General features: G+C 69.0%; 17 protein-coding genes and 1 pseudogene. 4 read left to right on the forward strand and 14 right to left on the reverse strand.

All coding sequences use genetic code 11. From position 1 onward, the window contains the following. Positions 1-77 precede the first annotated feature (77 nt). The 10 genes and pseudogenes from phnN to VHK87_RS09290 all read right to left on the reverse strand — a co-directional run bounded on the left by phnN (position 78) and on the right by VHK87_RS09290 (position 7941). Positions 78-692 (reverse strand): phosphonate metabolism protein/1,5-bisphosphokinase (PRPP-forming) PhnN, encoded by a 615-nt coding sequence (gene phnN, locus VHK87_RS09240; RefSeq protein ID WP_329634609.1) that lies wholly within the window; start codon positions 690-692, stop codon positions 78-80. Next, positions 619-1311 (reverse strand): DapH/DapD/GlmU-related protein, encoded by a 693-nt coding sequence (locus tag VHK87_RS09245; protein ID WP_329634610.1) that lies wholly within the window; start codon positions 1309-1311, stop codon positions 619-621. Before VHK87_RS09245 ends, phnN begins: the two co-directional genes overlap by 74 nt. Beyond that, a complete protein-coding gene (gene phnC / locus VHK87_RS09250) occupies positions 1311-2555 on the reverse strand; it encodes a phosphonate ABC transporter ATP-binding protein (RefSeq protein WP_329634611.1) in 1245 nt (414 codons plus the stop codon). Before phnC ends, VHK87_RS09245 begins: the two co-directional genes overlap by 1 nt. A 5-nt stretch (positions 2556-2560) precedes the next feature. Next, complete coding sequence (gene phnE, locus VHK87_RS09255) at positions 2561-3382, reverse strand: phosphonate ABC transporter, permease protein PhnE (RefSeq protein WP_329634612.1); 822 nt, start codon at positions 3380-3382, stop codon at positions 2561-2563. Next, positions 3379-4260, reverse strand: a complete 882-nt coding sequence (gene phnE / locus VHK87_RS09260; protein WP_329634613.1) for a phosphonate ABC transporter, permease protein PhnE — start codon at positions 4258-4260, stop codon at positions 3379-3381. Before phnE (VHK87_RS09260) ends, phnE (VHK87_RS09255) begins: the two co-directional genes overlap by 4 nt. Next, complete coding sequence (locus VHK87_RS09265; RefSeq protein WP_329634614.1) at positions 4257-5087, reverse strand: PhnD/SsuA/transferrin family substrate-binding protein; 831 nt, start codon at positions 5085-5087, stop codon at positions 4257-4259. The genes phnE (VHK87_RS09260) and VHK87_RS09265 overlap by 4 nt, the downstream gene beginning before the upstream one ends. Beyond that, positions 5084-6061: a phosphate/phosphite/phosphonate ABC transporter substrate-binding protein gene (locus tag VHK87_RS09270; RefSeq protein ID WP_329634615.1), complete on the reverse strand. Its 978-nt coding sequence runs from the start codon at positions 6059-6061 to the stop codon at positions 5084-5086. The genes VHK87_RS09265 and VHK87_RS09270 overlap by 4 nt, the downstream gene beginning before the upstream one ends. 172 nt (positions 6062-6233) lie before the next feature. Then, complete coding sequence (locus tag VHK87_RS09275) at positions 6234-6434, reverse strand: hypothetical protein (protein ID WP_329634616.1); 201 nt, start codon at positions 6432-6434, stop codon at positions 6234-6236. Continuing rightward, positions 6431-6993, reverse strand: a pseudogene (locus tag VHK87_RS19480) (SulP family inorganic anion transporter). Before VHK87_RS19480 ends, VHK87_RS09275 begins: the two are co-directional and overlap by 4 nt. 99 nt (positions 6994-7092) lie before the next feature. After that, positions 7093-7941, reverse strand: a complete 849-nt coding sequence (locus VHK87_RS09290; protein ID WP_329634618.1) for a DUF6544 family protein — start codon at positions 7939-7941, stop codon at positions 7093-7095. A gap of 383 nt (positions 7942-8324) precedes the next feature. On the opposite strand from VHK87_RS09290, the gene VHK87_RS09295 reads away from it, so the two are divergent. The 3 genes from VHK87_RS09295 (at position 8325) to VHK87_RS09305 (ending at position 12987) form a co-directional block, all read left to right on the forward strand. After that, positions 8325-8519, forward strand: a complete 195-nt coding sequence (locus VHK87_RS09295; protein ID WP_329634619.1) for a hypothetical protein — start codon at positions 8325-8327, stop codon at positions 8517-8519. 254 nt (positions 8520-8773) lie between these two features. Further along, positions 8774-12067 carry a PAS domain S-box protein gene (locus VHK87_RS09300; RefSeq protein WP_329634620.1) on the forward strand — a complete coding sequence of 1098 codons (3294 nt, stop codon included), beginning with the start codon at positions 8774-8776 and terminating at the stop codon, positions 12065-12067. 449 nt (positions 12068-12516) lie between these two features. Continuing rightward, the gene (locus VHK87_RS09305; protein WP_329634621.1) at positions 12517-12987 is read left to right on the forward strand and encodes a cyclodeaminase/cyclohydrolase family protein; all 471 of its coding nucleotides are present in this window, start codon (positions 12517-12519) and stop codon (positions 12985-12987) included. A 251-nt stretch (positions 12988-13238) separates the two neighbouring features. Here VHK87_RS09305 and VHK87_RS09310 read toward each other — a convergent pair whose 3' ends face one another. Further along, positions 13239-15587, reverse strand: a complete 2349-nt coding sequence (locus VHK87_RS09310; RefSeq protein ID WP_329634622.1) for a TonB-dependent receptor — start codon at positions 15585-15587, stop codon at positions 13239-13241. Between the two features lie 139 nt (positions 15588-15726). On the opposite strand from VHK87_RS09310, the gene VHK87_RS09315 reads away from it, so the two are divergent. Next, positions 15727-17280: an AMP-binding protein gene (locus VHK87_RS09315; RefSeq protein WP_329634623.1), complete on the forward strand. Its 1554-nt coding sequence runs from the start codon at positions 15727-15729 to the stop codon at positions 17278-17280. Positions 17281-17299: 19 nt separating this feature from the next. Here VHK87_RS09315 and VHK87_RS09320 read toward each other — a convergent pair whose 3' ends face one another. The 3 genes from VHK87_RS09320 to VHK87_RS09330 form a co-directional block, all read right to left on the reverse strand. Further along, a complete protein-coding gene (locus VHK87_RS09320) occupies positions 17300-17911 on the reverse strand; it encodes a helix-turn-helix domain-containing protein (RefSeq protein WP_329634624.1) in 612 nt (203 codons plus the stop codon). 5 nt (positions 17912-17916) lie between these two features. Then, positions 17917-19857, reverse strand: coding sequence for a beta-galactosidase (locus tag VHK87_RS09325; protein WP_329634625.1), 1941 nt, complete (start codon positions 19855-19857; stop codon positions 17917-17919). Then, positions 19854-20906, reverse strand: a 1053-nt coding sequence (locus VHK87_RS09330; protein WP_329634626.1) for a glycoside hydrolase family 36 protein, incomplete at its 5' end; no start/stop codon positions are given. The genes VHK87_RS09325 and VHK87_RS09330, both read right to left, overlap by 4 nt.

The following is a 20906-nucleotide window of genomic DNA, read 5'->3' on the forward strand; positions in this document are numbered from 1 at the left end:
CTCTGATCTGCACTTTTCCGTCGGGCCGCGCAGGCGGCTCGCCCCCTCCCCCACCCCCTTTGCGGGGGAGGAAGGGTTTAGGCGCGGATCGCCGCGACGAACGCCTCGACCGCCTCGTCAAGCGTGCCGTCGTTGCGCAACTCGACCACGTCCTCGCCGGCCACCAGGAAGGATTCGGCCCTGGCCAGCCGCAGCTCGATCTCCGCCGCGCTCTCGCGGCCGCGGGCGGCCAGGCGGGCGCGGACGACCTCCGGGTCGGCGCCGATGGAGATGACGCGCAGGCGGGAGAAGGTGCGCTGGGCGATGGGCACGGCGGCTCTGGAGACGTTGACCACCACGCGACGGCCGGCGGCCAGGTCGTTCCTCAGCCCCGCCGGCACGCCGTAGCAGAGGCCGTGCGCGCGCCAGGAGAGGGCGTATTCGCCGGCCGCCTCCCTCGCCTCGAACTCGGCGACGGTGACGAAGCGGTGGTCCTCGCCGCCGGCGTCCTGCGGCCGGGTGATTTCGCGCCGCGGGAAGGCGACGCACGGGTCGCCGGCCAGCGCCGCGCGGGCCCGGTCGATCAGGCTGTCCTTTCCGACCCCCGAGGGGCCGACGACCAGGACCAGCAGGCCGAGCTCAGCTGTACTTTTCGACGAAGGCGTCGGCGTCGAGCCGGCGGAAGTCTTCGAGTGCGGCCTTGAGTCGATCATGCTCCCAGTCCCACCAGGCGATGGCCAAGATGCCGTCCTGCACGGCCTTCGGGAACCGCTCCCGGATCGGCCGCGCCGGGACGCCGCCGACGATGGTGAAGGGCGGCGCGTCCTTGGACACCACCGCGCCCGCCCCGACAACCGCGCCCGTGCCGATCGTCACGCCCGGCAGCACCGTCGCGCCGTGGCCGATCCAGACGTCGTGGCCGAGCGTCACCCGGTGCGAGCGGCGCCAGTCGAAGAACTCCAGGTCGTCTTCGTCGGCCATCTGGTAGGACCGCGCCCGATAGCTGAAGTGGTGCTGGGCCGCCTTCCAAGTCGGGTGGTTGCCCGGGTTTAGCCGCGCGTCCCTCGCGATCGAGCAGAACTTGCCGATCTCGGTGTAGGTCGCCGAGGCGTCGTTGACGATGTAGCTGAAGGCGCCCATCGCCACTTCCGAGAGGCTGGTCCGCGCGCCGACCCGCGTCCAGGGGCCCAGCACGCAGTCGTGCACCTGGGCCTCCGGATGGATCGCCGGGTGCGCGGGGTCGACCTGGCCGAGGTCGTCCTGGATCGGGCGGTAGCGGTCGAAATAGACCTCGCCGGCGGCGAGCGGCCGGGCGGTGAGCTGCAGTCCCATCAGGCGGCGGCCACCACCTTGAACGGCTCCAGCGGCGCCGGACGCGGGGCGCGGCCGCCATAGATCCGGTCGACCAAATCGCCCGTCAGCTCGCTGGGCGGGCCGTCGAACACCACCACGCCCTTGGCCATGGCGACCACCCGGGTGCAGTAGCGGCGGGCGATGTCCAGGCTGTGCAGGTTGACGATCACCGGAATGTTCCGCTCCTGGGCGGCCCGCTGCAGGGCCTCCATCACCACCTCGGCGTTGACCGGGTCCAGGGAGGCCACCGGCTCGTCCGCCAGCAGCATGTCCGGCTCCTGCATCATCGCGCGGGCGATGGCGACCCGCTGCTGCTGGCCGCCAGAGAGGGTGCTGGCCCGCTGCAGGGCGGCGGCCGCCATGTCGAGGGCGTCGAGCTCGAGGACCGCCCGGGCCCGGTCGGACGCGGGGAACATCTTCAGAAGGCTGGGGCCCAGCGGCCGCTCGGCGACCACGCCCACCAGCACGTTGGTGATCACGTCGAGCCGGGGGCAGAGGTTGAACTGCTGGAAGATCATCGCGCACCGCCGGCGCCAGCGGCGCAGCTCGCGGCCCCCGAAGCGAGTGACGTCCTGGCCGTCCCACAGGATGCTGCCCTCGGTGGGATCGGTCAGCCGGTTGATCATCCTGAGCAGGGTCGACTTGCCCGCCCCTGAGCGGCCGATGATCCCGACCACCTCGCCCCGCTCGATCCGGAGCGAGACCCCAGCCACCGCCGCCGTCTCGCCGAATTGCTTCCGAAGACCCTGCAGTTCGAGCATGCGCATCCCTTCCGGGTAGGTTTCCGCAAACCTATCGGCGGCCCGTGACCGGCCCGTGACGCCGGGTGGGGGGTCTGCCGCGCCAGGCAGGGGATTTGTCGGCTGAGCCATGAGGTTGCGGCCCGCCGAGGTGTCATGCCTGCGTGGCCGAAGGGGAGCATGAGCCTTGCCGTGAGACTCCTGGTGATCGGCGCCGTTGCGCTCGACCGGCCGGTGCGGCTGGCCGGGCCGCTGAAGCCCGGCGCGCGGCTGACGGCCGCCTCGCTGGGCGATGCGCTGGAGGGCCGGCTCGGCGGCGGCGGGGCGGCCGCCGCGGTCGCCCTGCGCGCCGCTCGCTGCGAGGTGGCCCTGGCGTCCGTCGTCGCCGGGGACGCCGACGGCGAACACGCCCTGGAGCTTGCCGCCCAGAGCGGCGCCGACCTGCGTCTCGTGATCCGCCGCCCCCGCGAGAGCCGCAAACACAGCCGCTACGCGAGCTTCTTGCGCAGCTCGCGGGAGAGGGTGTCCAGGACGGCCACGGAAACCATGAAGAGCAGGACGATGAACGCCACCTCGTCGAAGGCGAAGATGCGGATCCGCTCCTCGAGTTCGAAGCCGATGCCGCCGGCGCCGACGAGGCCCAGGACGGCGGCGTTGCGGAAATTGCCCTCCAGGAAGAACAGCGACTGGCTCGCCCACACCGGGGCCACCTGCGGCGCCAGGCCGTAGCGGATCGCAGCCATCGGCGGCAGGCCCGCGGAGCGGACGCCCTCCACCGGGCCCTCCTCGACGTTCTCGATCGCCTCCGCGAACAGCTTCGCCAGCGTGGGAATGTCGGCGAGCGCCAGGGCGATGACCCCGCCGAACGGCCCCAGGCCGAAGGCGGTGACCAGGATCAGCGCCCAGACCAGCACCGGAACCCCGCGGAACACGTCCAGGAACCGGCGAAAGGCGAAGTGCAGCACCTTGTTGGGCATCACCGTCTTTGCCCCGATCAGGCCGAGAGGGGCCGCCGCCACGACGGCGAGCACCGTACCGGCGATCGCCATGGCGAAGGTCTCCGCAAGCGAGCGCAGGATCCGCACCAGGTCGCCGCCGTCCGACGGGGGGAACATCGCCACGGCGAAGCGGCCAAGCTTGTCGACGCCCGCCAGCAGGCGCGACGGAGCAAGGTCGAGGTCGACCGCCATGGCCACCAGTGCGGCCAGTATGGCCAGCAGCAGGAGGTAGCGCAGCAGCGGATCCGTCCAGCGCCCCCTCATGGCGCGAGGCGCAACAGCCATCGCCCGGATCTGCAGAGCCTTGGTCACTTCGGCCGCGCCAGTCCGATGAGCCGATGCCGAATGGCCTCGGAGATGAGGTCGAGGGCGAAGATCATGCCGATGATGATCGACAGGATGGCTAGGTAGGTGTCGAACTCGACGTAGTGGATGGCGTGCTGCAGCTCGAGCCCGATGCCGCCGGCGCCTACGATGCCCAAGGCCGCCGCGCCGGCCAGGTTTCCCTCCAGCCGGATCAGCAGGTATGAGGCGTAGCTGGGAAGGGCCTGGGGGATCACCCCGTAGCGGATCATCCGCGGAAGGCTCGCGCCCGAGGCGCGCAACCCCTCCAGAGGGCGCGGGTCCACCTCTTCGTTGATCTCGGCGAACAGCCGCCCCAGGCTGCCCATCGTCGAGATCGCCAGCGTCAGCACGCCGGCCAGCGGCCCCACTCCGAAAGCCGCCACCAGGATCAGGGCGAGGATCAGGTCCGGAAAGGTGCGGATCGCCTCCAGCGTCCGGCGCACGGCGAAGCGGACGGCGGCGATCGGCATCAGGTTGCGCGCGCAGAGGAAGGAGGCCAGGAGGCCCGCCGCCGCCCCGAGGACGGTGGCGAGCACCGCCATCTCGAAGGTCTGCCAGGCGAGCTTCAGCCACCGCGGAAGCCCATAGAACCAATAGGCGAGAGAGCCCTGCGTCTCCTTGTCCTCGAACAGCGCCTCCGCCCGCAGGTCCGGATTCATCCGCTGGAGGAAGTCGGCGATCCGCCCGAGGGGATCGCCGCCGATGTGGGAGTCGAAAAAGGCGCTGCGGTGGAAGGCGTAGGCCAGCAGCAGGCTGAACAGGGCGGTCCCGACCAGCGCCTGCAGCCGCTGGCGGCTCAGCAGCCGCCGGCGCCGTTCCTCGAATTCTGCGACGGCGTCGCTCATCGGGCGATCGCCAGGGCGTCGGCTTCGGCCGGCTCGAACTCCGTCGATTGGGGCGCCCAGGCCGCCGCCCAGGCGAAGGCGGGGGGGTTCTCCAGGTGCAGCGCCAGATGGACGCCCAGCAGCCGGTACCGGTCGAGGTCGGGCATGTCGCTCCGGACGGCCAGCGCCAGGTCCGCGCGCGGGCGTCCGCGCCAGAGTTCGGTCAGGTCGGCGCAGGGCTTCTGGCCCGGGGAGCTCGGCCGGCACAGCCGCCGCTGGGCGCTGGCGTGCAGCACCATCACCTCAGCGCGGCCGGCCCGCAGCGCCTCGACCGCGGTCTCATGGTCCTCGGTGATGACTTCGCCAGAGAAGTGGCCGGGTGCGACGCCCAGGTGCGCGAGGGCCTGCTTGGGCAGCTGGTAGGCGGCCGGATACGTCCCGCCAAAGACGATGGCGGCGCCCTTCAGGCCGGCGAGGTCGCGTCCTTGCGCGCGGGTCGACACGACGACGGGGACCCGGCTCATCCCCTCCTTGGGCCGCAGAGTGGCGAAAGCCCGCACCTTGGGCTTGGCGGCCTCATAGCTCTCCACGTCCAAGACGGCGAGGTCGACGTCGCCTCGGGCCAGCGCATCGGCGGCGGCCGCCCTGTCGGCGGCGCCGCAGGCCCAGACCGGCCGCTCCAGCCGGGCGGCGAGGTGGGCCGCGTAGGCGCGCAGGCCGGCGGGGGCGTCCTCGCCGACCGGCCGGCACGGGCCCTCTCCGCCCTCCACGGCGATGCGGAAGCTGGGCGCAGGCGCCGACTGGGCCGACAGACCGAGCGAGAGGATCGCCACCGCCAGCCGCCTCACGAGCCGCTCCCGCCGGACGAGCCGCCGCTCCGCCGCCGCTCGGCGATCGCCTCCTCGCGCAAGGCGATGATGTCCCGGTAGTGCGCCCGCGAAACGGCGGCGTATGAGGCGCCGTGAGGCTGGCCGATGTCGCGCCAAATCTTCGGGTGGTCGTAGGGCACCGCCGCCAGGGCGCCGCGCACCACGTCGGTCATCGCCTGCGGCCGGTCGGTGCGGACCACGATGGCGGCGTTGGGGATCGGCCCCGCCGTCCAGACGATGCGGAAGTCCTCCAGCCGCACCAGGCCCTTGCGGGCCATGGTGAACTGCGGCCCCGAGGTGAAGCCGTTCACCGGATCGCCCCCGGTCATGTTGACCACCGCCGCGTCGAACTGGCCGTTCTCCAGCGCCATCACCGCCTGGGTGTGGCCGCCGGCGAAGCTCGAACTGCCGAAGAAGGCGTCGGGATCGATCCCCTGCTCCCGCATCTTGGCGCGCGGAAAGAGATAGCCGGAGGTGGAGTTGAGGTCGGTGTAGCCGATCGCCCGGCCCTCCAGGTCCGCGATGGTGCGGAATGGGCTGTCGGCCCTGACGATCACCGCCGAGTAGTAGCCGGTGTTCCCCTCCGCCTCGCGCACGGTGAGGATGGGCGCGGCCAGTTCGCCCACCTGCGCATCGACGTTGGCGTAGCCGCCGCCGGCCATCGAGGCGACGTCCACCTGGCCGGACGAGAGGGCCGCGATGGTTCCGTTGTAGTCGGCGCTTTCATAGATCTTCACCGGGAGCCCGGTGATCCCGCCCAGGTAGTCCCGCAGGGTCGTCCATCGGCTGGCGACCTCCGGATCCTCCTCGGCCCCGCGCGCGGCGACCCGCAGCTGGCCCATCTGCGCCCGCCAGTCCCCGCCGGCCGTCGCGCCCTGGCGCTCGCCGCCGCCGCACGCCGTGACGCACAATGCGAGAGCGGCCGCGCCGAGGACCTTGCCTGCAGCCCCCATCCGACACCCTTTCCGCGGGGCTCTGCTACGCGGCCCGCTCGTTGAGTCGGGTCTTGCAGCAGCCGTGTGTCGCGCGCGTGAAGCCCGCGTTGCGATCAGGCGACGGCAGGAAAGGTTGTCGGGGCGGCAGGTTGCGCGGCTCGAGGCGAGACGGTGGCGCCCCGCAGCGGGTTCAGTGCTCCGCGGCGTCCTCGTCGTCGACCTCGGCCAGCATCTCCTGCGCCCGCCGCTCGACCTCGGCCCGCAGGGCGCGCCAGTACTCGTCGCCGGCTTCCTCCGGAAGGGCCAGGGCGAGCACGTCGATCGCGTCGTCCACCATCTCTTCGAGCTGCTCGGTGGTCAGCTCAATCGTGTCTTGCTCGAAGTCGGTCATCGGCGGGGGCCTTTCGTGGTCCTGAACATCAAACGGATGTCGCCGTCGAGGGCTCCGCCCGGAGCGGCTGGTGGGCCCGGCAGGACTCGAACCTCCGCCAGATCCTTCAACTGGCTCACGGCGATCGTCACGGCGATAGCGCAGGTGAAGCTCACCGTCACCGCATGCGGAATGTGCCGGACCAGCCCGCCCGCGCGCAGCAGCGCCAGGAGGATGAGCATCGCGCCCGACAGAAGCACCGCGGTGAGCAGCCCGCCGACGTCGAACTGCGCCACCGTACTGGCGACCAGGACGATGAAGGCGCCGGCCGGGCCGCCAATCTGGACGCGGCTGCCCCCCAGCGTCGACACGAGGAATCCCCCAACGACGCAGCATAGAGCCCGCGATCGGGTGAGACGCCCGAGGCGACCGCAATCGCCATAGACAGCGGCAGGGCGACGACCGCGACCGTGAGTCCGGCGGATGCGTTCTGCAGGAGGTCCTTGCGCCCATAGCCTTCGCTCAGGACCGTCCAGAGCTTCGGCCGATAGAGGTGCGCAGTGGAGAGGCCGTCCGGCATGTCAGTCCGGCCGATACCACACTCGGCGGGCGGCGACGCTCAGGGCAGATCGTCGCCGAAAGGGCGCGCCGGCAGTCGCCAGGCCTACAGCAGCGTGGCTCACCGGAAGCGCGCCTCGGTCACTGTCGCCTCGAAGAATGGAAAGTAGGCGTCCGTACCGAAGTGGTTGCCCACGGAGACCCGGCTGGGGATGGTGTAGTCGCCGAACTGCCGCGTCGCGGCGAACGTTCCGCCGAACGGTTGCGAACGGAAGACCTTGTCCGCATTGGCGTTGCTCCACCTCTGCATCACGAACGACAAGGGTCGCCCGTCCGGGGCGACGGTGAGGTCGATCGCGTAAGGCTCGCGCGGCCGCTGGAAGACGACGCGGGCGGTGTCGACGTCCACGGCCTCCCAGCGGACGTGCGGTCCCGGGAGCATCGAAGCGGGCGACCACAAGGCCGCTTCCGAGAACAGCCGGGCGGCCGCAGAGCGGGCGAGGTCATCGCCTCCCGAGGCCCGGGCGACGGGGATGAGGCCCAGCGCCCAGAAACGCGTCCAGGCCTGACCGTGGAGCAGCCCGTCGGAACCGGAAAACGTCATCAGGCCCGAGCCGATAGCGGGCAGCCAGACGAAACCCCGTGGGGGCGCGAGGATCTCACGCGCCCGCATCGGCATGTAACCCGGTTCGGGCTTGCTCCCGAGGCTGAACCGCCCCTGCATGGTGATCTCCGCCACCGTCCGCAGTTCGGCGCCGGGCGCGATCGCGTACCGGAAATAGCGCTGCGCCGGCTCCGGCAGCCCCGCCAGTTGCCGCGGATCGAACCTGGCCGGAGCAGGAGCGTCCCTGGCGAGCTCGGCCCAGGCCCGGTCCGCGCGCGCCTTGTCGCTAAGCCGCAACGCCTGTCCGGCGACCAGACCCGCGACGGCCAGCAGGGACGCGACGCCGAGGGTCTTCGCCGTCTTCATGCCGCTCTTGCTCCCAGTCGACGCATGCTGGACAGCCACGCCCGGCGCGTCCGCTCCGAGGCGGCGCCGACGCCGCCGAAGAAGGTGCGGCCCACCGGTCGGATCCCGGCCAGGTTCAGGACGCTGCGCACGCTAGGCTATGCCGGCGCCTTGCCCGCGCCGCGGCCGCATCTGCTGGAGAGCCGTGTTTGGTTGCCGCCTCGCGGTGGGCGGTTGAGCCGGGCTGATGATCGTGCACGTCGTGAACCACGAGATGAGTATGTGAGGCGTTGAGGTAAGTTGCTGCTGCCGTTTCCTCTGGTAGACCGCCGTTCCGCCGCATCGCGCCTCATTGGTATTTCCCGATAGGGGTGGGCAGTGCGCGGCAATCGAAAACGACAGCAGTGTACTATCTGAAGGTCTTCTTTCCGGGCGATCCCGTTGCGGTTCAAACGGTCGACGTGAAACGAGCTCCAGAGACGCTCACCCGCATTCCTGAGCTGCTGAAGGAGCACGACGGGTGCGAGCGCATCGTCGTCTTCCTGGGGGCAACGCGACTGTTCGCGGTGGATTGCCACGGCAGAAGGGTCGACCCGTGAGAGTACCAGGAACGCCGGCTCGGCGGCAGCCGGTTGCGTCGTCCGCATGCCGACGCGCTTCGATGCTGTTGGCGACACCTAGGCCGTGATACAGCGCGGAGCCATCTCAGCAACAGCGCGTGTCACCAGCTGTCTTGCCCAAACCCCGTAACGAGAGCGGCGCAGGTCACCAGCGACTCGGCCGCGAGACTACCCACCGACTCGAACCATGGCCTTAGCGTGTACTCGATAGGTGACTAGATGAGGCTGACTGATTGACATCGGACGGAAACGCTCATTCCGAACTCGACCGGATCGCACGGCAGATCATCGAGAGTGCGACGGACTTTGCGATCATCACCACGGACCTGCAGGGCCGGGTCACCAGCTGGAACCCCGGCGCTGAGGCCATCTTCGGCTGGACGGCGGCCGACATTGTGGGCGAGCTCGTCACGCTGATCCACACTCCTGAAGATCAGGCCGCAGGGACGGGGCTCCTCGAATTCGAGGTCGCCCAGCGAAGTGGGCGCTGCCAGCACGAGCGTTGGCGAGTTCGCAAGGATGGCCAGCGCGTCTTCTCGTCGGGCGTGACGACGCCGCTCAAGGATCCCGCATCTGGCCAGCATCTGGGTTTCCTAAAGGTCCTGCGCGATCGCACTTCCGAAGAGCTTGCCTCGACGAGCGCCTATGAAGCAGAGCAGCGGGGGCGCTTCCTTCTCAACCTCACCGACCTTCTGCGCCGTGACAGCGACACTTCCGAGGTGCTCCAGGCGATTTGCGCATTCCTGGGCGAGTGGTTCGGCGTCAACCGGGTCGGCTTCGGCCACGTGGAAGAGGCCGAGGACCTCGTCACTTACGAAGTCTGCTGGACCGACGGTTTGGTCCCGCCGCTGCTGGGCGAATACCCTGCGAGCGCGTTCGGCGCGAAGGTGATGGACCGCCTCAGGGCCGGCCTGACTGTCGCGATGGATGATGTCCGATCTCACCCTCTGACGGCGGATCCTTCGTCACAGAAGACCTCCGAAGAGGTCGACACTCGGGCCGTGCTGGTGACGCCGCTTTTCAAGGCGGGCCGGCTTCGCACCATCGTCTATCTCAACCAGCAAGCGCCTCGTCGGTGGACCTCGGCGGAAATCGTCCTGATGGAGGAGGTTGCGGAGCGAAGCCGCGAACTCATCGAGCGCGCACGCGCTGAGGAGGCGCTGCGCACCCAACAGGCGCGGCTGGACCTGGCGACTCGGGCCGCCAAGTTGGGGATTTGGGATTGGCGGCTGGATAGCGGGGAGATCGAATTCTCGCCCCGCGCCCGGGAGATCTGGGGGTTTCCGCAAGAGGGGGCAGTCACCCAGGCGATGCTCAGCACCGCTATGCACCCAGAGGACAGCGGCGAAGTGCAAGCTCAGTTCGCCAGAGCGACCGACCCGGACGTAAGGGACGTGTCCGCCTATGAGTATCGGGTGATCACGCCCGAAGGGGCACGCTGGGTCCGCGCTCACGGCGAGGCGGTGTTCGAGCCTCGCGGCGGTCAGCTGACTGCAGTCCGCTACGTCGGGACGATGGAGGACGTGACCGAAGCGCGCGAAACGCAAGCGGCCCTCCGCGCCTCAGAGGCCCGGCTCAAGCTCGCGGTCGAGGCGGGGCGGATGGCGGTGTGGGAAATCACGCCCGAGGGCGAGGTGACGCACGCGCCGCAGCTCAACAGGGTGCTCGGGTTGCCGGAAGAGGCTCGGCCGACGCTGCCGGAGATCCACGCCCGCTACTACCCAGGAGAGCTGGAGCGGCTCCAAGGATTGGCGGAGGCCGCCCAGCTCTCCGGTGAGCGGTATCTCGAGTTCGAGTACCGCCATCTGTGGCCCAACGATGAGGTGCGCTGGCTTGCGGCCCGCGCGGAATTCCTGGTGAGCCCGGATGGGAAGCCGGCGGGCGTCATCGGGGTCGTGTTGGACATCACTGACCGCAAGCAGGCGGAACTCGCCCTGACAGCCCTGAACCAGAGCTTGGAAGCAGAGGTGGCGGCGCGCACGGCCGAGCGGGACCGGATGTGGCGCATCTCGACCGAGCTGATGTTGGTCGCAGACTTCGAAGCGGCCATCCAGGCCGTGAACCCTGCTTGGACACGACACCTCGGCTACCAGCCGGAAGAACTGCACGGCCGGAAGTTCCTCGACCTGGTACATCCTGACGACGTGCAGTCTACGCTCAACGAAGTGGGGAAACTCGCGGATGGCGTCACCACGTTCCGGTTCGAGAACCGATACCGGCATAAGGACGGTACCTATCGGTGGCTGAGCTGGACGGCTGTCCCGGAAGCGGGATCGATCCACGCCGTCGCCCGTGACGTCACAGAAGAGAAGGCGGCGGCCGAAGCGCTGCAACGAACCGAGCAAGCCCTGCGTCAAGCGCAGAAGATGGAGGCGGTCGGCCAACTGACCGGCGGCATCGCCCACGACTTCAACAATATGCTGGCGATCGTCATAGGTAGCCTGGACTTGGCTCGGCGACGCCTCGATCGCGGGGAGGCCGGCGTCGAGCGATATCTGGACAGCGCCCGCGAGGGGGCGAGCCGCGCGGCCACCCTGACGCAGCGGCTGCTCGCGTTCTCTCGCCAACAGCCGCTCTCCCCCCGTGTGCTCAACGTCAACCGCCTTGTCGGCGACATGTCCGAGATGCTTCGTCGGACGCTCGGCGAGACGATCAGGCTGGAGACGGTTCTCGCCGGGGGCCTGTGGCCGGTGAACGCCGATCCTCACCAGCTGGAGAGCGCCATCTTGAACCTGGCGGTTAACGCGCGTGACGCCATGCCAGAAGGCGGCGAACTCACGATCGAGACCGCGAACACGCACCTCGATGAAGCCTATGCGAGAAACTATCTGGGTCTGGAGCCGGGCCAGTACGTCATGGTCGCCGTGACGGACAAGGGAATGGGCATGCCACCGGATGTCGTGGAGCGTGTCTTTGATCCGTTCTTCACGACCAAGCCCGTCGGCAAGGGCACTGGCCTCGGCCTTTCAATGGTCTACGGCTTCGTCAAGCAGTCCGGTGGGCACGTCTCGATCTACTCCGAGGTCGGCGTGGGCACCTCCATGAAGATCTACCTGCCGCGCAATGGCGGCCTCGTCGAGGATCAGTCAGCCGTCAGCGGCAGCGCCCGCTCGCCTGAGGCGGGAGGGACCGAGGTGGTGCTGGTCGTCGAAGACGAAGAACGTGTCCGACAGGTGAGCGTCGATGCTCTTAAGGAACTTGGCTACGTGGTCTACGAAGCCTCGGGGCCGGACGAGGCTCTTCGGGTTGTCGAATCCTTGGCGCGCCTCGACCTTCTATTCACCGACGTGGTCATGCCTGGAATGAGCGGGCGCCAGCTGGCCGAGCGTTTGCAGGCGCGGGCTCCCAGGCTCGGCATGAAGGTGCTGTACACCACAGGCTATACTCGCAATGCGGTTGTTCATAACGGGGTTCTGGAGCCAGGGGTCGAGTTTCTACCAAAGCCGTTCAGCATCGCGGATCTCGCCGCCAAGGTGAGAGCCGTACTGGACAGGCAGCCCGTCGACTCGGGTGATGACATCGGCTAGACGTCTCGCCGTCAGCCACGGCCGGCATCTCCACATTTTCGCCGGTGCACCGGCGATCCTGCGAGGGCCGGTACGACACCGCGCCTTGGTGGGGCTTCTCGGTCTCGTATCTTTGATGCTGGCTCATCCTCAGGTTCAGCCGCAGCCAGCCCCAATCAACAGCATCTGGATCGCGTCAGCAGCGGATGATGGGTCGCTCCCTGAAGCAGATGTATCGGGGAAGAGCCGGCGCCAAGCCCCCTCACCTGCCGCGCTGAGCGGCAGCTAAAGGTTGCGCGCGGTCCTTACCTCGCGCGCCAAATTCCGACTCCAGGCAGCCTGCGCGAGTTCGATGCGTTCGGGCCGGATTTCGGCGAACAGCCGCCCGTGGGCGCCAGATCCGGCGGAACCTCTGACCCGCCCTACCGCTCAAGCTCCTTGACGAGCGAACGGACCAGCGTCGGCCGCGTATGGAAATCTCGAGCGCTTCTCTTGATGATCTTCTGAGCGCCGTCGCGGCTGATCGTCCTGCACCGGGCGCGGGGGCGGCTGCGGCCGTTGCCGTGGCTTTAGGAGCCGCGTGCGCGTCCAAGGCGCTGCGTATCTCGGGGCGGCGCTCTAAGGATGTCCAGCTGACATCTATCGCCGACGCCGCCGAGAACCTGGCGCTCCAGGCGGCCGCCGGAGCACAGGAGCATTGTGAAGACTTTCCGGACCTTCTGGCCGCGCCGCACGACCCGCGCGCGCAGCGCCGGGTACGCGCCGACGGCGAGGCGACGCTCGACCTGTGCCAACGGCTGCGCGCTATACTGGACGAGTACGGTGATCGAGTGGTCGCTGACCTCGCGGGCGATGTCGCTGCGGCGGCGCACCTGATTGACGCGGCCGAAAGCATCGTCACTCGCAATCTTGCTGAGCTTGGATCGCCGGGGCCGCTCTAGCCGCAGAGATCGTGCGCGCGTGGCCGACGAGCACGGCGACTCTCACGCGCGGCGCTCGCGTAGGTAGCCCGCTCGTTTCACGAGCCAGGACAGCGAGATTCAGGTCGCTGTCGCGGAGCTCCAAGGACGCCCCGACCCGCGAACGGGTCGAGGCGCTCTGACGGCGGTCGACTTCGGGACGGGAACGGCCGCCGCGGATGTGAACAGCGCGCTCCCAAAAGAGTTGCAGTCGATGATTCGTCCCCTGGGGCTCAGAACCGCGCGAGGATCGACGCTCCAAACGTGCGAGGCTCCAGCAGGCGGACGTTGCGATAGCTGCCGATCAGTGCGTCTTCGATGATGGAGGAGACGATGTTGTCCTCGTCCGTCACGTTCTTGACGTAGGCCTGCAGCTCCAGCCGCTTGTCAGGCCGGACGAGCCTCAACTGCAGGTCGGCGAGCGCCCAGCCGTCGATGCGATCGTTCGGCGTGTTGAATTCCCGTGCATAGAAGCCGTCTTGCCATGTCACGTCGGCGCGGAGAGTGGCCGTCCAGCCAGCGACCGGCAGGCTGTACTGGCCGCCGACCTTCACCTTGTAGCCCGGCGCGTAGGGGAGCTCGTTGCCGGCCAGGTTCACCGGCACGGCCGGCGCCCTGGTGGTGAGGCTCTGGGCCGGGTTCGCCGCGTCGATCGTCAGGAACTGCCCGATCTCCGTCGAGAGGTAGGAGAGGTTCGCGTCGAATAGCCAGCTGTCGGAGGGCGCCCAAAGGAACTCGCCCTCAAGCCCCCAGATTTCTGCGTCCGCGTTGGCGGTGACCGCGTTCCCGCCGATCCGCTGCCCAAGCTGGAGGCCCTTGTAGTCGTAGTAGAAGGCCGCGAGGTTCGCCTGCAGGGCGCGGCCCAGCAGCTGGTTCTTCGCGCCGACCTCGTAGGCCGTCACCGTCTCGGGCTCGAAGTCGGGATCGACGGCGTTGCCGGGGTTCAGGCCGCCGCCCTTGTAGCCGCGGGCGACCGAGCCATAGAGCAGGGTCTGGTCGGTGAACCCCAGCTCCATCTCGTGGTCGAGGGCGACCTTGCCCGTCCACTCCTGCCAGTCCCGCTCGCCAACGATGTAGGGCGTCGGCGCGACCAGCACGATGCTGCGGGTGCGGATCGCCTTCTCCTCGTCCGTGTAGCGCACGCCGACGGTGAGCTTGGTCGTGTCGGTGAACTGCAGGTAGCCCTCGCCGAACAGCGCCCAGGCCTTGGTGCGCGAGTAGGGCGTGTCATTGTCCACCCGCTGCGAGGCGGCGGGCAGGCCGACGCCCCGGGTGAAGAGCTCGATCGTCGGGTGCCAAATCTCGAAGCGCGAGCGGCCCTTGCTGTCGAACAGGAAGGCGCCGGCCGTGAAGTTGAACATGCCTTCGTTGTCGGAGCTCACGCGCAGCTCCTGTGACCAGGTCCGGCTGCGGGCGGTGAACAGGTCTACGGTGAGCAGTCGGTCGGTGGTCACCTGGCGGTTCGGGCCAAGCTGGTAGGTGATCGGCCGCAGGAAGCGGAACGGCAGGTCGGCGTTGTCCCAGTCGGTGCTCGCCCGGCTCTTGCCCTCCGAGTAGCTGGTGAGGGAGGTGAACGACAGGGTCCCGATATCCTTCGTCAGCTCTAGCGTGCCGATGAAGTTCTCGCCGGTGGTCTGCGGATCGTAGTCCGCCGCCACTTGGCGCAGGTTCCTCGGGTTCGGCGCGCCGGCGTAGATGTCTGCGCCGGGCGGGTAGATGCCGGCGAAGATCGGCGTGCGCAGCAGCGACTGCAGGATCACCGGCGAGGTGTTCGGCGAATCGAAGCCGAGCTCGTTGGGCGAACAGCCCAGCACCGGGTCGGCCTTGCACAGGCGCTTGGTCTCCCGCGCGCGGCTGGAGTCCTCCTCGAAGTACTGCAGCGTCAGCGCGCCGGTGACCTGCCACGGCAGGTCGGCCTCCGTCGTCGACCTCACGCCGAACTGGCGCCGCCCGTCGATGCGGTTCCCGGTGGCCAGGTTCTCGGTATAGCCGTCGCGCTCGAACCAGTAGCCGGCGAACCGCTGGCGCAGCCTGTCCCCGAGCGGCAGATTGATCGCGCCCTGCAGCTTCAAGCTCTCGAAGTTGCCGGCTTGGGCGAAGATGTAGCCCTCGAACCCGCTTGTCGGCCGCCGGGTGATGATGTTCACGGCGCCGCCGGTGGTGTTGCGGCCATAGAGCGTCCCTTGCGGCCCGCGCAGCACCTCGATGCGCTCGACATCGTAAAATTCGTCCTGCGGCGTCAGCCCTACCGTCGCGCCGTTGAAGAAGGTCTGGGTGCCGTTGTCCGCGGTTGAGGAGATGGCGTTGTTGCCGATGCCGCGAAGGGTGAACCGGTCATTGCCGACTAGCACCGCGTTGGGGATCGAGAACTGGATGTCCTGAGGGTTCTCGATCTGCGCCCGCTCCAGCGCCTCCCCGGAAAAGGCGCTCACCGCGATGGCGACGTCCTGCAGGCTCTCCTCGCGCTTCTGCGCGGTGACCACCACCTCCTCGAGTTCGGTAGTCGCCTGGGCTTGCGCCACAGAACCCCAGTTGAGCGCGAGACACGAGGTCGCCGCGAATGCGGCAAGGCGGCTCTTCATGTGCTTTTTCCCCGAGGCCTGGCGGGCGACAAAGCCCTTTCCCGACCGATCTGTTTATTATACGAACCGTCAATAGCTAGAGCGAAGCCCTGCCGGGCGTCAAGTGCAATTGCACTGACCGTCAATAGTGGAGACCCTCATGGACCGCGCCGCAGCGCTCGCCGAACAGGGAATGGTCAGCGCCCTCTGGGCCGAGCAGAGGCCCGACAAGATGGCGTTGCACTTCTCCGGGGGGGATCGGACCTTCGGCGAGCTGCATGAGCGGGCTAACCGGCTAGCGGACGTGTTCCGCAAGTGCGGTCTGCAGCCGGGTGACGGGGTGGCGATCATCTGCGGCAACGGCCCCGTGTTCGTCGAAAGCTACCTGGCCGCCATGCGGAGCGGTCTTCGGCTGACGCCGGTGAACTGGCGGCTCGCCCCGGCCGAGGCGGCCTACATCGTCGAGAACTGCGATGCCCGCGCCCTGATCGCGAAGGGCAAGTCCAAGGACTCCGCGCTGGCGTGTGCGCCTGCGCCGCTGGTCCTGCGGCTGATGGCCGGCGGATCTGCGGAGGGTTTCGCAGATTATGAGACGGCGCTCTCCGCCGCCTCTGCGGCCGATCCTGCGGCCCCGGAGCATGGCACGCTGATGCTCTACACGTCCGGCACCACCGGGCGGCCCAAGGGCGTGTACAAGCGTGCGCCGGAGCCGGTCCTGCCGCAGGGCCCGGGCACCTACGCCGCCTACGATCCCGAGCACGACGTCGCGCTGTGCTGCGGCCCCGCCTACCATGCTGCGCCGCTGCTGATGGACGTCCGCTGGCCCCTCGCGTCCGGTGTTCCCGTCGTGATGATGGAGAAGTTCGATCCGGAAGACGCGCTACGGTTGATCGCCCAGCACCGGGTCACCCACACCCACATGGTGCCCACCATGTTCCAGCGGCTCCTGCAGCTGCCGCAGGCGGTGCGCGACCGCTACGACGTCTCCTCGCTGAAGATGGTCATCCACGGCGCAGCGCCCTGCCCGGTGGAGACCAAGCGCGCCATGATCGAGTGGCTAGGTCCCGTGCTGACGGAATACTACGCCGCGACCGAAGGCAGCGGCGGCTTCGTCATCACCTCCGACGAGTGGCTGCGCAAGCCGGGCAGCGTCGGCCGCCTGGATCCGAGCTTCGGCGCGCGGGTCCTGGACGAGAGCGGAACGCCCTGCCCGCCCGGCGCCGTCGGCAAGGTCTATCTGCGCGCTGAGCCCGGCGCGCGCTTCAGCTACTACAAGGACCCGCAGAAGACCGACGGCCTGTTCGAAGGCGACCACTTCACCCTCGGCGACATGGGCTACCTCGACGAGGACGGCTACCTGTTCCTGACGGGCCGCACGGCCGAGCTGATCATCTCCGGCGGCGTGAACATCTATCCGCAGGAGATCGACAATGTCGTCGGGCTGCACCCCGCCGTGGCGGACGTATGCACCATCGGCGCGCCCAACGACGAATGGGGCGAGGAGGTCCGCTCGGTGGTCGAGCTGCGCGCGGGCGTCAGTCCCTCCCCCGAACTTGCCGAGGAGATCCTGGCCTTCGTCCGCGAGCGCCTGTCCGGCTACAAGCGCCCCCGGGCGATCGACTTCGCCGCAGAGCTTCCGCGCCTGGCCAGCGGCAAGATCCAGCGGGCCGCGGTTCGTGCGCCTTATTGGCAGGGTCGCAGGATCAGCATCTGAAGGTGCGCTGGGGAAGCATTCAGCGGACCGCGCTTCGCGCCAGCTTCTCCAGCGCTCCGGTGATGAGCTCGACGCACATCTCCGTGGCGGCGTCGACGCCGAGCTCACCCCTGGCGACGAGCTTGCCGGCCTGGTCGGTGACCGCCATCAGCATGTCGACCGCCGCGATCGCGCGATCGAGCGGCAGGTCGTACTCGCGCCGGCTAGCGCGGACGAAGTAGCGGAAGGTGCGATCTCGGTCCGCCCGGCTCTCCTCTTCCATCAGCCGGCCGACCGACGGATCAGACAGTAGGGCTGCGATGAGGGCCCCGCGGTCGCGGGTCTGCTCCAGATACAGGCGCGTGGTCTGCCGGATCAGCTCGGCGAAGCTTCGCGCCTGCAGTGCGCTTGCCATGCCGCGGTCGCGCAACTCGGTCTGCTCGCGAAGCAGCAGGGCGGCCAGCAGCGCGTCCCGGTCAGAGAAGTAGTTGTAGACCAGGCCCTTGCTGATTCCGACTTCCCGCGCCAGCCGCTCCATGCTGACCGCCGTCAGCCCTTCTTCTAGGATGACCCGGGCCGCCTCGTCGAGGATCTGCTCGCGCCTGGCCTCCGGCGGCAGCCGCGTGCGCCTCTTCGGCAAGGAGGTGCTCATGCCTTCTACTCCACCCACGCTGCGACGCCGGCCGCTCCGAGTTCCGGACCGCCCAACAGGAACCGCGCGCCCCTCGGCGCGGGGGTGCGACGCGGCTCCGGCGCATAGTTCACGGCGAACCGTACGCCATCACGGCTGCGTGTGCGCACACCTTCCTCCAGCGGCGCCACGGTCAGGCCTGCGTCTGCGAGAACCCGCGACACCACCCGGTCGAGCAGGTCCGCTTCCGGCCAGGTCGCCAGATAGTGCCAGCCCTGGTGCGCCAGCCAGGCGGGAGCGCCGTCGTCGAAGCGCGCCAGGGGCTGCAGGGCCGTCTCTATCCGCTCCTGCCACAGGCGGCCGGCAAGCCGCTCCTCGCCCAGGACGACCGCAGGTCCGGCTCCGGGCCTCAGGCTTTCGATCCTGGTCACCTTGAACGGCATCTTGGCCTGCAGCGGTCCGGGCGCGAGATTGGCGGGGATATGACCCTCAGGGGTTCGCGAACCGCTCCGCGGCCCCAAGAGGACCATCGCGCCGGAGGCGGACAGCGCCGCCACGACCTCTTCCGACAGCGTCGGCAGCGACGGCGCGACGACGAGGCTGTAGCCGGCGAAGTCCGCATCTGGCGGCACGATGTCAATGTCAACGCCCTGCCGGCGCAGCGCCGAGTAGACCTCGAAGGCCAGGCGCAGCCAACGGAAGCCCTGGGCGTGCGGCTGGATCCCGAACTGCCAGTCGGCTTCGTAGCTGAAGACCAGCGCGACGGACGCACGGCGGCAGGGGCCGAGATCGCCGAGCCGCCCGAGTTCTTGCGCGACCTGAGCGGCTTCGACCCCGCCCTGATCGAGCACCCGGTCGGGACGGTTGAGCCCGGCGTGCATCTGCTCCTGCGCGAAAGGCGCCTGGCGCCAGCGGAAGTAGGAGACCACCTCCGCGCCGTGCGCGAAGGCCTCCCAAGTCCAGGCCCGCACCATCCCGGGCAAGGGCGCCGGATTGTACCGCGCCCAGTTCACCGGCCCCGGTTGCTGCTCCATCACCCACCACCGGCCCTCGCCGACCCCGCGATAGAGGTCGTGGTGGAAGGCGGCGATGTCCGGATGCCCCTGGCGCAGGTACCGCTGCTTCTCAGCCTCGGAGAACCAGAACTGCTCCAGGAAGCCTAGCGGATAGGAGTCCCAGCTGGCCAGGTCGAGGTCGCGGCCGACCGCGAAGTGGTCGAACTCGGTGTAGAAGCCCATGAAGTTGTGGGTCACGTCGCGCCCCGGCGCGAAACGCCGGATGATGTCGACCTGCAGCCGGTTGAAGCTGGCCACCTCCTCCGAGGCGAACCGGTTGTAGTCGAGCCGGTGGCTGGGGTTGGCCTCCGTGACCGTCAGGTTTGGAGGCTCAACCTCATCGAAGGCGCCATACTCCTGCGACCAGAATACGGCACCCCATGCGCGGTTCAGCGCTTCGGGCGACTGGTACTTCCGGCCGAGCCAGGCCCGGAAGCGCTGCGCGGCGCCCGCCGAGTAGCTGATCGTGGTGTCGTGGCAGCCGAACTCGTTGTCCGTCTGCCAGGCCTGCACGGCCGGGTGGCGCCCATAGCGGCGGGCGACCGCCTCCGTGATCCGCGCGCACTCGGCGCGGTAGGCCTCGCTGGAGAAGCAATAGTGCCGCCGCGAGCCGAAGCCGCGCGGCCGCCCCTCGGCGTCGACCGCCAGCATGTCGGGATGCCGGTCCACCAGCCACTTGGGCGGCGTGGCCGTCGGCGTGCACATGACGATCCTGAGACCCGCCGCCGCCAGCGTGTCGACGGCGCGGTCCATCCAGTCCCAGTCGAAGCGGCCCGGCTCCGGTTCGATGCGGCTCCAGGCGAACTCGGCGATGCGTACCCAGGAGATGCCCAGCTCGACCATGCGCGCGGCGTCCTCGGGCCAAGCCGCCTCGGGCCAGTGTTCAGGGTAGTAGCAGACGCCCAGCTTCATGCCGCCAGCGCCCGCAGGTGGTAGACGGCGATCTCCCCGGCCCGCAGGACCGGGGTGGGCAGCCCGGCCTGGGCCATCAGCCGGCCGGTCGCGGTGATCGGCTCTCCCCGAGCCACGGCGGGGACGACTTTCATGGATGTCTGGGGACGGCCGGGCGGGTTGAGCAATCTGACCTCGTACATGACATCGGGCGCCAGCCCCTGGACGCGCAGCGGCGCGGCGCCGGCCGCTTCGGGGGTCCCCACCTGCGCCAGGCTGACGAGCGCCTCGGCCTCACCGACAACGGCGAAGGCGATCGCGGCGTCCGGCGCCTCCTGCCGCACGAGCCGCCCGGCGTGCAGCAAGGGCCGCAGCGACTTGTGGAGCGCGATCGCTTCCCGCAGCGCCTCGAGCTCATCAGGGGCGAACCGGCGCACGTCGGCCTCCACGCCCATGTGCCCGAAAAGCGCCGTGAAGCACCGCAGGTCGATGTGCGCACGCCGCGCCGTCGTGTGGCTGTCCGCCGGGCCGACGTGGGCCCCCATCACCTCGGGCGGGAAGAAGATGGAGAACGCCCGCTGGATGGACTGCCGCTCCAGCGGATCGTTGCAGTCCGAGGTCCAGATCCGGTCGGTACGCCTCAGGATCTCATAGTCGGCGCGCGCTCCGCCCGACGCGCATGACTCGATCTCCACGGCGGGATGGGCCGCCCGCACCCGGTCGATCAGCCGGTAGGCAGCGAGGACCTGATTGCGGCTCGCCGGGCGGCCGCCGCTCGCCGGATGGGTCAGTTCGCGGTTCATGTCCCACTTGAGATAGCTGATGGCGTGGTCTCGAAGCAGCCGGTCCAGCTGCCGGAAGATCGCCTCGCTCACCTCGGGACGCGTCAGGTCGAGCACGTATTGGCCGCGCCCCAGCGGCTGCAACCGGCCGGGCTCGCCGAGCACCCAGTCCGGACGCTCGCGCAGCAGATCGGATGCGGCGTTCGCCATCTCCGGCTCCACCCACAACCCGAACTCCATCCCGAGATCGCGGACATGGCGGACCAGCGGCTCCAGACCGTTGGGATA

This window comes from Phenylobacterium sp. (genome assembly GCF_036263695.1).
Classification (GTDB): Bacteria; Pseudomonadota; Alphaproteobacteria; order Caulobacterales; family Caulobacteraceae; genus Phenylobacterium.

What these genes read in the sequence shown, in the direction of transcription:
- VHK87_RS09275 (WP_329634616.1), bottom strand. Translation starts at nt 6,434, where the DNA reads ATGACCGACTTCGAGCAAGACACGATTGAGCTGACCACCGAGCAGCTC.
- VHK87_RS09320 (WP_329634624.1), bottom strand. Translation starts at nt 17,911, where the DNA reads ATGAGCACCTCCTTGCCGAAGAGGCGCACGCGGCTGCCGCCGGAGGCC.
- VHK87_RS09315 (WP_329634623.1), top strand. Translation starts at nt 15,727, where the DNA reads ATGGACCGCGCCGCAGCGCTCGCCGAACAGGGAATGGTCAGCGCCCTC.
- VHK87_RS09325 (WP_329634625.1), bottom strand. Translation starts at nt 19,857, where the DNA reads ATGAAGCTGGGCGTCTGCTACTACCCTGAACACTGGCCCGAGGCGGCT.
- VHK87_RS09245 (WP_329634610.1), bottom strand. Translation starts at nt 1,311, where the DNA reads ATGGGACTGCAGCTCACCGCCCGGCCGCTCGCCGCCGGCGAGGTCTAT.
- VHK87_RS09305 (WP_329634621.1), top strand. Translation starts at nt 12,517, where the DNA reads ATGGAAATCTCGAGCGCTTCTCTTGATGATCTTCTGAGCGCCGTCGCG.
- VHK87_RS09290 (WP_329634618.1), bottom strand. Translation starts at nt 7,941, where the DNA reads ATGAAGACGGCGAAGACCCTCGGCGTCGCGTCCCTGCTGGCCGTCGCG.
- VHK87_RS09270 (WP_329634615.1), bottom strand. Translation starts at nt 6,061, where the DNA reads ATGGGGGCTGCAGGCAAGGTCCTCGGCGCGGCCGCTCTCGCATTGTGC.
- phnE (WP_329634613.1), bottom strand. Translation starts at nt 4,260, where the DNA reads ATGAGCGACGCCGTCGCAGAATTCGAGGAACGGCGCCGGCGGCTGCTG.
- phnN (WP_329634609.1), bottom strand. Translation starts at nt 692, where the DNA reads ATGATCGACTCAAGGCCGCACTCGAAGACTTCCGCCGGCTCGACGCCG.
- VHK87_RS09310 (WP_329634622.1), bottom strand. Translation starts at nt 15,587, where the DNA reads ATGAAGAGCCGCCTTGCCGCATTCGCGGCGACCTCGTGTCTCGCGCTC.